Origin of the sequence: Shewanella vaxholmensis (genome assembly GCF_031932135.1) — a bacterium.
Classification (GTDB): Bacteria; Pseudomonadota; Gammaproteobacteria; order Enterobacterales; family Shewanellaceae; genus Shewanella; species Shewanella hafniensis.
Map to the genome: position 1 here is coordinate 17531 of NZ_JAUOEV010000028.1, position 12346 is coordinate 29876.

At 47.9% G+C, this 12346-nt stretch carries 11 protein-coding genes; 5 read left to right on the forward strand and 6 right to left on the reverse strand.

The window, feature by feature from the left end:
• Positions 1–38 precede the first annotated feature (38 nt).
• The 5 genes from ribBA to glyA form a co-directional block, all read right to left on the reverse strand.
• The gene (gene ribBA / locus Q4Q46_RS19180) at positions 39–1142 is read right to left on the reverse strand and encodes a bifunctional 3,4-dihydroxy-2-butanone-4-phosphate synthase/GTP cyclohydrolase II (protein WP_006082640.1); all 1104 of its coding nucleotides are present in this window, start codon (positions 1140–1142) and stop codon (positions 39–41) included.
• Positions 1143–1208: 66 nt separating this feature from the next.
• Positions 1209–1865 (reverse strand): riboflavin synthase, encoded by a 657-nt coding sequence (locus tag Q4Q46_RS19185; RefSeq protein ID WP_107948637.1) that lies wholly within the window; start codon positions 1863–1865, stop codon positions 1209–1211.
• 50 nt (positions 1866–1915) lie between these two features.
• On the reverse strand, positions 1916–3094 hold the full coding sequence (ribD, locus tag Q4Q46_RS19190; protein WP_311906791.1) for a bifunctional diaminohydroxyphosphoribosylaminopyrimidine deaminase/5-amino-6-(5-phosphoribosylamino)uracil reductase RibD: 1179 nt from the start codon (positions 3092–3094) through the stop codon (positions 1916–1918).
• Between the two features lie 145 nt (positions 3095–3239).
• Entirely contained in the window at positions 3240–3689 is a 450-nt protein-coding gene (nrdR, locus tag Q4Q46_RS19195) for a transcriptional regulator NrdR (protein WP_006082643.1), read from the reverse strand.
• A gap of 264 nt (positions 3690–3953) precedes the next feature.
• Positions 3954–5207, reverse strand: coding sequence for a serine hydroxymethyltransferase (gene glyA / locus Q4Q46_RS19200; protein WP_126492529.1), 1254 nt, complete (start codon positions 5205–5207; stop codon positions 3954–3956).
• A gap of 189 nt (positions 5208–5396) precedes the next feature.
• Between glyA and ettA the strand changes: the two genes are divergently transcribed.
• Positions 5397–7064 (forward strand): energy-dependent translational throttle protein EttA, encoded by a 1668-nt coding sequence (gene ettA / locus Q4Q46_RS19205; RefSeq protein ID WP_126492530.1) that lies wholly within the window; start codon positions 5397–5399, stop codon positions 7062–7064.
• A 175-nt stretch (positions 7065–7239) separates the two neighbouring features.
• On the opposite strand, the gene Q4Q46_RS19210 is transcribed toward ettA, so the two are convergent.
• The gene (locus Q4Q46_RS19210; protein ID WP_126492531.1) at positions 7240–8184 is read right to left on the reverse strand and encodes a LysR family transcriptional regulator; all 945 of its coding nucleotides are present in this window, start codon (positions 8182–8184) and stop codon (positions 7240–7242) included.
• A gap of 273 nt (positions 8185–8457) precedes the next feature.
• Here Q4Q46_RS19210 and Q4Q46_RS19215 point away from each other — a divergent pair, with 273 nt between their 5' ends.
• The 4 genes from Q4Q46_RS19215 (at position 8458) to Q4Q46_RS19230 (ending at position 12276) form a co-directional block, all read left to right on the forward strand.
• Positions 8458–9381 carry an MBL fold metallo-hydrolase gene (locus Q4Q46_RS19215; RefSeq protein WP_115334120.1) on the forward strand — a complete coding sequence of 308 codons (924 nt, stop codon included), beginning with the start codon at positions 8458–8460 and terminating at the stop codon, positions 9379–9381.
• Between the two features lie 232 nt (positions 9382–9613).
• Positions 9614–10306, forward strand: coding sequence for a DsbA family protein (locus tag Q4Q46_RS19220; protein WP_311906792.1), 693 nt, complete (start codon positions 9614–9616; stop codon positions 10304–10306).
• A gap of 2 nt (positions 10307–10308) precedes the next feature.
• Entirely contained in the window at positions 10309–10779 is a 471-nt protein-coding gene (locus Q4Q46_RS19225; RefSeq protein ID WP_311906793.1) for a nuclear transport factor 2 family protein, read from the forward strand.
• 294 nt (positions 10780–11073) lie between these two features.
• Positions 11074–12276: a metallophosphoesterase gene (locus Q4Q46_RS19230; protein ID WP_311906794.1), complete on the forward strand. Its 1203-nt coding sequence runs from the start codon at positions 11074–11076 to the stop codon at positions 12274–12276.
• The last annotated feature ends 70 nt before the right edge of the window (positions 12277–12346 follow it).

Sequence of the window (12346 nt, forward strand, 5' to 3'; positions counted from 1 at the left end):
CAGAAATTGTTAATTTTACTTCAGTGTAACTTTGGGTTTTAGTCCGCCACATACTCAGTCACTTCAAGGCCAAAGCCCGAAAGTGAATGGTAACGTTTAGGCGAGCTGAGCAGGCGCATCTTAGTCACGCCAAGGCTAGCGAGGATTTGCGAACCCACCCCCACACGGCGCGACGTCCCCTGCCATTTTGCAGAAGCAGGCGCTTGGCCTTGATCTTCGGCTTCAAAGGCTTTCACCTTAGAGAGGATTTCACAGGGATGTTCTTGATTCCCTAGTAAAACCAATACGCCACCTTCTGCAGAAATACGCTCCATCGCCTTTTCGAGTGGCCAGCTGCGTTGCTGATCGCGCTCTGAATGGAGTAAATCGTTGAAGGTGTTTTGCAGATGCACGCGCACCAAACAATCGCTCTTCACCTCACCTTTGACTAAGGCAAAATGCAGTTGATTGTCGATAGTGTCTCTGAAAGTCACCATATCGAACTCGCCGAAACGGGTCGGTAGTTTGCATTTAGCTTCACGCACAACCGTGGTTTCTTTGGTGTTGCGATACTCGATCAATGCCGCGATAGTGCCGATTTTGATACCGTGCAACTCGGAGAAAATCTCTAAATCTGGGCGGCGTGCCATAGTGCCGTCTTCGTTCAAAATCTCAACGATAACGCCCGATGGCTCAAGTCCCGCAAGACGGGCTAAATCACAACCAGCTTCAGTGTGGCCTGCGCGGGTTAATACGCCGCCGTCCTGTGCCATTAACGGGAAGATATGCCCAGGTTGCACTAAATCAGACGCTTTAGCCTCTTTAGCCACGGCCGCTTTTACCGTTACCGCGCGGTCGTGGGCCGAAATACCGGTAGTCACGCCTTCGGCTGCTTCAATAGAAACCGTAAAGTTAGTCGAGAACTGGGCGTTGTTATTCGTCACCATTAAGGGCAGATTTAACTGCTGACAACGGGCTTTGGTCATGGTCTGGCAAATGAGTCCACGGCCATATTTCGCCATAAAGTTAATCGCTTCTGGCGTTACCATTTCGGCCGCCATGATCAAATCACCTTCGTTTTCTCTGTCTTCGTCATCCATCAAAATAACCATTTTGCCTTGACGAATATCTTCGATGATCTCTTCTATACTGTGCAGCGCCATTGTAGGACCTTATGATTTTGCTGTTGTTATGAAATTCTATACCTTAGCAGTACGATTACCAGTGCACTAACGCACAAAGCCGGCACGGGCTAACATTTCCATGGTGACACCACCGCTCTTGCTGTCTTTGCCATCATAATTCATCAAGCGTTCAAGATAACGGGCGATTAAATCCACTTCGATATTCACCTTATCGCCCGCTTGCAGGTCGATTAACGTGGTTTCACCTGCGGTATGCGGCACTATGGTCAGGCGGAATCGACTACCGTCCACTTCGTTAACCGTCAAACTCACGCCATCAATGGTGATGGAACCTTTATGGGCAATGTAACGCCCAAGCTCTGCGGGTGCGGCTAACCAAAACTCGATAGCTTGACCACGCACTAGGCGTTGCTCAACCATAGCTATACCGTCAACATGGCCGCTGACCATGTGTCCGCCTAAGCGTGTGGTTGGGGTGACGGCTTTTTCAAGATTCACCTTAGTGCCCACTTTGTAGTGAGCAAAACCGGTGAGACTCACGGTTTCGGCAGAGACATCAGCCACATAACCGTCGGCTAATTGCTGCACAACCGTTAAGCACACACCGTTGGTGGCAATACTGTCGCCTAAACGCACATCGTTTAAATCCAGTTTGCCGCTCGCCACGGTAAGACGAATATCATCGCCTTTACGCTCCAGTTTGCGCAGGGTGCCAACGGCTTCAATAATCCCAGTAAACATGGTTAACTCACTTAATTAAATAAAGAAGTAATAAGGCATAAGACTCAAGGTTAAACGGTTATCTTGCTCCAATTCGATTTAGATAAAGAGGTATCAAGCATAACGCTCAAAGTTAAACGGGTATCTAGCCCTAATTTGCGCTCATCTACCAAAATTAGTGCAGGAATGTGTGCCATGGTTTGATAATCGGGCAATTGCAGCAGATTACGCCCATACCCACCGAGGATTTTCATCGCTTGGTACAGCACTAACTCATCGGCAAGCCCCTGCGCTAAAAATGCGCCCGCTAAGGTTGCACCCGCTTCCACCAGCACGTGATTACAGCTTTGGCCTAAATAGCTTAATAGTTCAGGCAATGAGACGCGACCTGCAATTGCTGGTAATACTAGGCAACTCACATGGGAGGGCAATTGTGCTTGAAACTCTGCGGAATAAGCCACGGTCGAGACCAAGAGTATGGGCGATACGATAGCCAAGCAGGCGGCCGATAACGGCAAACGGGCGCGACTGTCGAGTATCACTCTTAATGGCTGCAGTAATTGCGCCTCGGTTACACTGTCTTTTAAGCTGCCAAGTTCCTGATAACGCACATTGAGTGAGGGGTCGTCCGCCAATATGGTTTCAATTCCCGTGACCAGTGCACAAGAACGTAAACGTAATCGCTGCACGTCGCGGCGAGATTCTGGACCAGTTATCCATTTAGACACACCGTTAGACAGCGCGGTTTTACCATCGAGACTGGCAGCCAATTTGACAGTGACTCTGGGTAAACCTGATTCCATACGCTTCATAAAGCCTAAATTCAAGGCATAGGCTTCATCGCGATGTAATCCCACATCCACTTCAATACCGGCATCGCGCAGCATTTGAATGCCACGACCACCTACTTGCGGATTTGGATCTTCAACCGCCACCACCACACGCTTAACGCCAATATTGATCAGTGCCAAGGCACAGGGTGGCGTGCGGCCATAATGGCTACAGGGCTCTAAGGTGACATAGGCCGTTGCGCCGCGGGCGTGTTCGCCAGCCATACGTAACGCATGCACTTCGGCGTGGGGCTCACCCGCTTTTTGATGATAACCTTCGCCAATGATTTGGTTATCTTTAACGATAACGCAGCCCACACTGGGATTGGGTCTAGTGGTGTAAAATCCTTTGCGCGCCAATTGAATCGCGCGGCTCATCATTTGGGTATCGAGTACGGACCAACTTATGTTCAAGCTCATGTTCAACCCTGTTGTTAAAGGTTTCGGCTTTCACCAGTCTTGCAAATCTGTTTTTAAAACCTGTCTTGCAGAAGCTATTAATCAAAAGCCTCTTTTAAAGCTAGCGCAACCAAACACCGATAGACTAGCCACAAAAATCGAATAACTACTTTTGCAGCTTGGCGATGGCTTCGCCAAATTCAGACACGTCTTCAAAGGCGCGGTACACAGAAGCGAAACGTATGTAGGCGACTTTATCTAGGCTCATCAATTGCTCCATCATTAAGTTACCCACCATTTCTGATGGCACTTCTCGCTCGCCAGTGGCGCGTAGGGTCGATTTGATTTTACTGAGTGCTTGCTCGATTTCATCCATAGACACAGGGCGTTTTTCAACGGCGCGCAACATGCCACCTTGGAGTTTTTCTTCATCGAAGGGTTGGCGTGAACCATCGCGCTTGATCACCCTAGGCATGACTAATTCGGCGCCTTCGAAGGTGGTAAATCTTTCATGGCATTCGGTGCATTCTCGGCGACGGCGCACTTGATGGCCTTCCGCCACTAATCGAGAATCGATGACTTTAGTATCTGTAGCGCTGCAAAATGGACAATGCATTGAGCCTCCTGCCAGTGAATGACGTAAAGCCGTTGGCTTTACTATGTTATCTAAGGTTAGCCTGTTTGGTTTAAGTCTAAGATTTTAGCAATAAAAATGGCCGCTTAATGCGGCCATGGGATTTTATCCTATTTATGGGCTGAGGTTAACTACCGGATGTTAAGTACCTAATGTAAGTAACTGATGTAAGTACCTCATGTAAGTACCTAGTCAGCAAGCGATCACTCTCAGCCAGTCATCTACTTAAGCACATACGTACTTAAATTAGCCGTAAACAGGGAAACGTGCGCACAGTGCCAATACTTGGCCTTTAACACGCTCAATCACGGCAGGATTGTTAGCATCATCAAGGATGTCACAAATCCAGCCAGTCAGCTCTTTCGATTCCGCTTCTTTAAAACCGCGGCGCGTAATCGCTGGCGTACCGATACGCACACCTGAGGTCACAAAAGGTGAACGTGGATCGTTTGGCACTGAGTTTTTGTTCACGGTAATGTTAGCGCTACCTAAGGCGGCATCGGCTTCTTTACCCGTTAAGTCACGACCAATCAGGTCAACTAGCATTAAGTGGTTGCTGGTTCCGCCAGAGACGATTTTGTAACCGCGCTCAAGGAACACTTCAACCATTGCTTTAGCGTTGTTAACCACTTGCTGTTGGTACACTTTAAATTCTGGCTCTAGGGCTTCTTTGAACGCCACCGCTTTACCTGCGATAACGTGCATTAATGGGCCACCTTGACCGCCAGGGAATACTGCAGAGTTCAACTTTTTGTACAAGTCTTCATCATCAGCAGCAGACAGGATCACGCCACCACGGGGACCGGCTAAGGTTTTGTGGGTCGTAGATGTCACAACATGTGCGTGTGGTACTGGGTTTGGATAAACGCCCGCAGCAATAAGACCGGCAACGTGTGCCATATCGACAAATAAATAAGCACCGATTTTGTCTGCGATTTCACGCATTTTTGCCCAATCAACGATACCTGAGTAGGCAGAGAAACCGCCGATCATCATCTTAGGCTTGTGTTCTAAGGCAATACGTTCCATCTCGTCGTAGTCAATTTTGCCAGACTCGTCGATACCGTAAGGAATGATGTTGTACAGTTTGCCAGAGAAGTTAACCGGTGAACCGTGGGTCAAGTGACCACCATGAGCTAAGTTCATACCCAGTACGGTATCGCCAGGTTTTAACAATGCCATGTAAACAGCGCTGTTTGCCTGTGAACCTGAATGAGGTTGTACGTTAGCGTAAGTTGCGCCAAACAATTCTTTAGCACGTTCAATCGCTAAGGTTTCAACTACGTCCACATACTCACAACCACCGTAGTAACGCTTACCTGGATAGCCTTCAGCGTACTTATTGGTTAACTGTGAACCTTGCGCTTCCATCACGCGTGGACTGGTGTAGTTTTCAGAAGCAATCAGCTCAATATGCTCTTCTTGACGCAGAGTTTCGTTCTGAATTGCGTTAAACAGTTCCGGATCATAATCTGCGATATTCATATCTTTTTTCAGCATTGCTTACTCCAGCTGCCAATTCTTATAGGTAGGGTTGCGCGGTATTCTACTCGGAACGCGACCACAATCCCAGTATTTGAAACATGAAATTCCTAGCGTTTTAGCTTGAACTTGGCTCAATGTCGAGTTGAGTTCGGCGTGCAATCGAGTAGAATTAGCCGCATCATTAGTCACTTAAGATAGAGAAAAATGGCTCAGTTTGTTTACAGCATGCTGCGGGTGGGAAAAATTGTTCCGCCTAAGAAGCAGATCCTTAAAGATATTTCTTTAAGCTTTTTCCCCGGCGCCAAAATTGGTGTACTCGGCCTTAACGGTTCAGGTAAGTCGACACTACTGCGTATTATGGCGGGTATCGACACCGAAATTGAAGGTGAAGCGCGCCCAATGCCGGGATTGAAAATCGGTTACCTACCGCAGGAACCTAAACTCGATCCAACTCAAACCGTGCGTGAAGCGATTGAAGAAGCCGTCTCTGAGGCAAAAAATGCCCTAACTCGCCTCGATGCCGTTTATGCAGCCTACGCCGAGCCGGATGCAGATTTCGACGCCCTTGCCAAAGAGCAAGGTGAACTCGAAGCCATTATCCAAGCCCAGGATGCGCATAACTTAGATCATATCCTTGAGCGCGCAGCTAACGCCCTGCGTCTGCCGGATTGGGATGAAAAAATCGAAGTGTTATCCGGTGGTGAACGTCGCCGCGTAGCGATTTGTCGTTTGCTGCTTGAAAAGCCAGAAATGCTGTTACTGGACGAACCAACCAACCACTTGGATGCTGAATCTGTGGCGTGGCTTGAGCACTTTTTGCAGGAATATGCCGGTACTGTGGTCGCGATTACCCATGACAGATACTTCCTCGACAATGCCGCTGGCTGGATTTTAGAACTCGACCGCGGTGAAGGTATTCCGTGGGAAGGTAACTATTCTTCATGGCTTGAGCAGAAAGACGCCCGTCTGAAACAAGAATCTGCCACCGAAAGTGCTCGCCAAAAAACCATTGCCAAGGAATTGGAATGGGTACGCCAAGGTGCGAAAGGCCGTCAGTCTAAGGGCAAAGCCCGTATGGCACGCTTTGAAGAACTGAACACTAACGATTACCAAAAACGTAACGAAACCAACGAGCTGTTTATTCCGCCCGGACCACGTTTAGGTGACAAGGTTATTGAAGTAAATAACCTGACCAAGTCTTACGGTGACCGCGTACTCATCGACAACCTGTCGTTCTCTGTGCCTAAGGGCGCGATCGTCGGTATTATCGGTGCCAACGGCGCGGGTAAATCAACCCTGTTCCGCATGTTATCCGGCGCTGAAACGCCAGACAGCGGCACGATTGAACTGGGTGATACAGTGCAATTGGCATCAGTTGAGCAGTTCCGCGATTCGATGAATGATAAGAACACCATTTGGGAAGAAATCTCCGGTGGTCAAGACATCATGCGTATCAACAACATGGAAATCCCGAGCCGCGCCTATGTGGGCCGCTTTAACTTCCGTGGTGGCGATCAGCAAAAAGTCATCGGTACTTTATCTGGTGGTGAACGTAACCGAGTGCATTTAGCCAAACTGCTGCAAGCAGGCGGTAACGTCTTACTCCTCGACGAACCCACCAACGACTTAGACGTTGAAACCCTGCGCGCACTGGAAGAAGCGATTCTGGAATTCCCAGGTTGCGCTATGGTGATTTCGCATGACCGTTGGTTCCTCGACCGTATCGCGACCCACATTCTGGATTACCGTGACGAAGGCCAAGTGAACTTCTACGAAGGTAACTACACAGAATACTCGGCATGGTTGAAAAACACCTATGGCGCCGATGTGGTTGAGCCACACCGCTTGAAATACAAGCGCATGATTAAGTAGTCAAACGCATAATTAATTAAGCCAAAAAGGAGCTCAGGTCGAAGGATCTGCGCTCCTTTTTATTGGATGCTTTTTATGGGGAAGTTTTTATGAATAGTTTTTATGAATAGTTTTCTGTACTCGCTTTATCGACTCGTTTTTATTGGATGCTGTCGAATAGTTCCGATAAAACGACTCAGCTTTTCAAACTGGCAAAATAAGCCACCAGCATGTCCATCATCACCCTGAGTGCAGGCTGCATATGTTTGCGGGATTGATACACGCCATACACTCCCAGTGACTGCGGCATGAACTCAGTTAACAAAGGCACTAACTGACCCGAATCTAAATAGGGTTTCGCCGCCCATAGTGGCTGCATTGCAATCCCCTCACCTGCCAGCGTGGCATTGAGCACCACCATGGAATCATTGGCACTAAAATTACCATTCACAGGCACATTAAACGCCTGGCCTTGGTTTAACTTAGGATCAGAGTTCAGCGCCTGAGCCTGTTTCGCAGCCACATCGGCTTGATAAAACCGCCACATCACATCGCCAAAGTAGGAATAGGTTAAGCAATTATGCTGGGTCAAATCTTCGGGATGCAGCACGGCGGCACGCGCGGCAAGATAACTCGGTGCAGCGCACACCACAGATTCACATTCCCCCAAGCGCCTTGCGATAAGATTGGGATCGAGTTCATTGGTGATGCGAATCGCCAGATCAATCCGCTCGGCGACCAGATCGACAGTTTGGCTACTCACGTGGATATTCACACTCGCCTGCGGATAACTGGCTAAGTATTGGTGCACCACGGGCGCTAAAATCTGATGCGCCAAAAACTGGGAGCAGCTAATGCGCAATAATCCGCGCGGAATCGCCACCGAAGCATGACTCACCGCTGGCACTTCGTTCGCCAGTTCGAGCAGTCGATGGCAGTAATCCAGCACTTGCTCACCCGCTGGCGTTAAGCTGAGGCTACGCGTCGAACGATGCAACAATCTAGCACCGGACCATTCTTCCATTTCGCTCAAGTAACGGGTCACCATAGAACGCGACATATCTAAAGCATTAGCTGCGCTGATCATGCTGCCGCGCTCGACAATAGTGACAAACACTTTAGCCGCTTCGAGTCTATCCATGATTTATCTCCACTCACGTTCAATCAATAACGTTTAATCACTCACTTTCAATCACTCGAAGGCTCACTCACATACTCGCGCCCCACATGAATAATAACTAAGAGTACATCCGGCCATTCGTCCGATTAATGCAACAAACATGGGCAGATACTCGCATTTATCTATTGATTACTGCAACCTATACTTAACTCACTTTTTGCAGCAGCTGCAAATCAATGAATGCTAAATCGAACCTTTTTACTCTTTCATCCTGTGACTATAAGTGAGCCAAAAATGAACACATCGACCTATGCTATACGCAACACAGTTAACGCCACATTGAAGGCCTCGTCTAAAATCAGTCTAGCCGCTACCTTGCTGCTAGCGGGACTCGGTGTGGTCAATGCGGCACCATTGCAAGTGAGCCATTTTAATCCGGGCGAAAACAGCATCTTTGCCGTGTCATCGAGCTTTATCAGCGGCGAACACGAAATGATGTTAGTCGATGCGCAATTTCAAAATAACGATGCCCAAACCTTGGTTGATACGATTAAGGCCAGCGGTAAAAAGCTGACTCAGGTATATATCAGCCATAGTGACCCTGACTTTTATTTCGGCTTAGCCGTGATTAAAAAGAATTTCCCCGATGCACAAATTGTCGCGACTCAAACCACAGTCGATGCCATTAAAGCCTCAATGGAAGGCAAGCTCGCCTACTGGGGTCCGATTTTAAAGGACAATGCGCCAAGTGAATTAGTGTTACCTAAGGCGATTCACAGCGACACTTTCACCATCGACGGTGAGCAAGTGATTATCGAAGGTTTTAATGATAAACATCCTAAACACACTTTCCTGTGGGTACCATCGGCAAAAACCATTACAGGTGGCGTAGAAGTATTTGATAACACGCATGTTTGGATGGCTGACACTCAAACTACCGCAGAGCGTCAGGAATGGTTAACTCATTTAGATGCGATGGAAAAACTGCTGCCGACCACAGTGATCCCGGGGCACTATTTAGGCGAAGCGCGATTTGATACCCGTGCCATCGGTTTTACCCGTGACTATGTGAAAGCCTTTGAAGTCGCAGCAAAAGCCTCGAAAGATTCAGCCGAATTAATCCAAAAGATGCTGGCGCTATACCCACAAATGCCAGCCGATGCAGGGCTTGAGATCAGCGCCAAAGTTTACATGGGCGAAATGACCTGGCCTATGTAAGTCCAGCCATAGCTATCTCGGTGATGAGGTACAGCTAGTTAGGTGTAAAAGATAGTTAAGTGCAAACAGTTAAAGACAGGCACGTGAGCGATTGCGTGCCATTTTTAGCTAAATGCCTGTACCTAAATAACTGCACCTAAATAACGGTACCAAACTAACGATTTTAATTGATGATTTCAAAGGGCTTAAGTCGCTAATGTAGCGACGAACTTAAGCCAAAAGGTTTAACACTATGACTCACCCAACAACTCCTTCTACTCGCACGGCCAACAGCACAGCAACGGCTAAAGTGCGTACTCTGCACGCAATTATCGACCCTTTATGTGGTTGGTGTTATGCCGCAGCGCCACTGCTAGATGCAGCCGCAAAAGCTGGCTTTAGCATTAAGCTCCACGGCGGCGGTATGCTTACAGGACCAAGACGCAAACAAATCGATGCCAACTGGCGCGACTATGTTATGCCCCACGATCTGCGCATTGGCGAGCTAACCGGACAGCCTTTTGGTGCAAACTACTTTGATGGTCTGCTGCGCGATACCACAGTTGTACTCGACTCTGCGCCTCCTATTAAAGCTATGCTCGCAGTCGATGCTTTGGGTGGAGACAGTTTGGCTTATCTACACTCAGTACAACTCGCCCATTACCGTGATGGTCACAGCGCCAGTGATGAAGGTAATCTCGCAAGCTTAGCCGCTGAACTTGGGCTCGACCCTATGAGCTTTGCACAACATTATGCCCAAGGTGACGACAAGCTGTATGAGCATATCGTTGAATCTAGAGCATTATTGAATTTGATAGGCGCCCAAGGTTTCCCTTCGATGGCTATAGAGGATAATGATGGCAACATCACCGCCATTAATATTAACCGCTTCTACGGCCAACCCGCCCAGTGGCTAAGCCATCTTGAAGCACAGTTTGAGTCATAATCATGCCAACGTTTAATGGTGTTTCAACAGCTTCATTAGTGAGTGAGCCTGCTCAGTTAAGTCTTATCGAAACAGCAAGGCAGGCTGATGCGAATCTTACTCTGGTTAAAAGCACCTATGAGGGAAGTAGCTCAGCCGAGAACGCCAAAAATCTTCAGCATGCCTTAGCGAGTGACGCACGCTGGACAGAGGCGGCAGGTTTTCCCTATGCGGGCACTTACGTAGGCTTTAGCGCGATAGCCGCCAAGGTGTTCGCCCGCCTTGAAACTGAATGGGATAACTATCGGGTCGATATCGAAGACTATGTCGCCCAAGGCGATAAGGTTTTTGCCTTCGGCACTTATTCAGGTACCTATGTCAAAACAGGCAAGCATTTTAGCGCCAGAGTCGCCCACTTATGGAAGATACACAGCGGTAAAATCGTCAGTTTTGAGCAGTTTGTCGATAGTCATACCGTAGTCAATACCATGTAATTGCCAATACCCATAACAACAGTTATGCACGATAGAAATGCCATGATGCAATAACTGAACAATGAGGCGGGCAAGTTTACTTTAGCCCGTCTCACGACTTGCCGATGTTAAGCCTTATCCGTATGATTTAGTGTTTTGAATATCTTGAGCGCTTAAGATTAAGCCTTTGAGACTGAACGTTTGAAATTGAGCATTTGAGATTAACTTCGTAAAACTACACATTCGAAGCCTCATCAACTCAAGTGTCTAAAATGACAGAATGAATAACTAAAACAAGAACAAGGATGCGGTCTAATGCGAATCAATTCGATGCCAGTCGGGGCCCACCCCAACACACTCTCTAATACCCGACTGAGCCGAGCCAGCCAATGGATAATGAAGCAACATAGAAAATTCACGCCCCTATTATGGTTTGTTACCGCGCTTCCCTTTGTCTCACTCTCCTTTAACTCATTCGCGGCCAATACCAGTGAAGCCGAGCCAGAACTAAAGATTCAAGAAAGCAGCGTCACCGATGGCCCTTATGTGTTTTTAAACGATACTCAACAAGACACTGCCTATTGGATTTGTCAGAGTGAGCTTAAACAAACGCCGATTGCAAAAGCGCAGTTAACCCGCCCTGCCAGTTGCGGTGAATTACCAGAGCCCCATCTTCACACACTAGCGGCCACCGTTGAGCCCGATACCTTTACTCATGTCAGCAAAATTGTCGCCCTTAGCGATGTGCATGGCCAATTTGATGTGATGATTAACTTACTAAAAGCCCATAAGATTATCGACAAAGATAACCACTGGGCCTTTGGTGACGGTCATATGGTGATGACGGGCGACATGTTTGACCGAGGTCATCAAGTCAATGAAGTATTGTGGTTTTTATATACCTTAGACCAAGAAGCCCAAGCTGCGGGCGGACGCTTACATCTACTCATGGGCAATCACGAGCAAATGGTGTTTCGCGGCGACTTACGCTACGTCAACGAACGCTATCAAGTCTCGGCAGATTTACTCAAACGCAGCTACGATGCGCTCTACAACAAAGACACCGAAATCGGCCAATGGCTTCGCAGCAAACATACCTTAGTCAAAATCAATAATATCTTGTTTATGCACGGCGGCATCAGCCCTGAATGGGTCGAGCGTAAATTACATATCGGCGAGGCTAACCAACTCTTTCGTCAGCATTTAGATGATAAAAAAGCCGATTTGAAAAAGGATGATTTACTCAACTTTCTGTTTTTTACCAATGGCCCGACTTGGTATCGCGGATACTTTAAAGATGAACTGAAAGAGTCGGATATCGATAGCATACTGAACTATTTCAAGGTAGAGCATATTGTCGTTGGACACACATCGCAGGAGCAAGTGCTTGGTCTCTATCACAATAAAGTCATTGCGATAGACAGCAGCATTAAGAATGGTCAATCCGGTGAACTCTTGCTTATCGACGCCGGCAAACTCAGCCGCGGTCTGTATCAGGGTGAGCAGGTTTCGCTATAAGACACCTCGCTAATCTCTTCACCATAATATGTGAATACCCTAGCGCTCTAATGCATGAATAAGCTAGGGC

What these genes read in the sequence shown, in the direction of transcription:
- Q4Q46_RS19210 (WP_126492531.1), bottom strand. Translation starts at nt 8,184, where the DNA reads ATGGATAGACTCGAAGCGGCTAAAGTGTTTGTCACTATTGTCGAGCGC.
- ribD (WP_311906791.1), bottom strand. Translation starts at nt 3,094, where the DNA reads ATGAGCTTGAACATAAGTTGGTCCGTACTCGATACCCAAATGATGAGC.
- Q4Q46_RS19225 (WP_311906793.1), top strand. Translation starts at nt 10,309, where the DNA reads ATGCCAACGTTTAATGGTGTTTCAACAGCTTCATTAGTGAGTGAGCCT.
- Q4Q46_RS19185 (WP_107948637.1), bottom strand. Translation starts at nt 1,865, where the DNA reads ATGTTTACTGGGATTATTGAAGCCGTTGGCACCCTGCGCAAACTGGAG.
- Q4Q46_RS19230 (WP_311906794.1), top strand. Translation starts at nt 11,074, where the DNA reads ATGCGAATCAATTCGATGCCAGTCGGGGCCCACCCCAACACACTCTCT.
- Q4Q46_RS19220 (WP_311906792.1), top strand. Translation starts at nt 9,614, where the DNA reads ATGACTCACCCAACAACTCCTTCTACTCGCACGGCCAACAGCACAGCA.
- glyA (WP_126492529.1), bottom strand. Translation starts at nt 5,207, where the DNA reads ATGCTGAAAAAAGATATGAATATCGCAGATTATGATCCGGAACTGTTT.
- Q4Q46_RS19215 (WP_115334120.1), top strand. Translation starts at nt 8,458, where the DNA reads ATGAACACATCGACCTATGCTATACGCAACACAGTTAACGCCACATTG.
- nrdR (WP_006082643.1), bottom strand. Translation starts at nt 3,689, where the DNA reads ATGCATTGTCCATTTTGCAGCGCTACAGATACTAAAGTCATCGATTCT.
- ettA (WP_126492530.1), top strand. Translation starts at nt 5,397, where the DNA reads ATGGCTCAGTTTGTTTACAGCATGCTGCGGGTGGGAAAAATTGTTCCG.
- ribBA (WP_006082640.1), bottom strand. Translation starts at nt 1,142, where the DNA reads ATGGCGCTGCACAGTATAGAAGAGATCATCGAAGATATTCGTCAAGGC.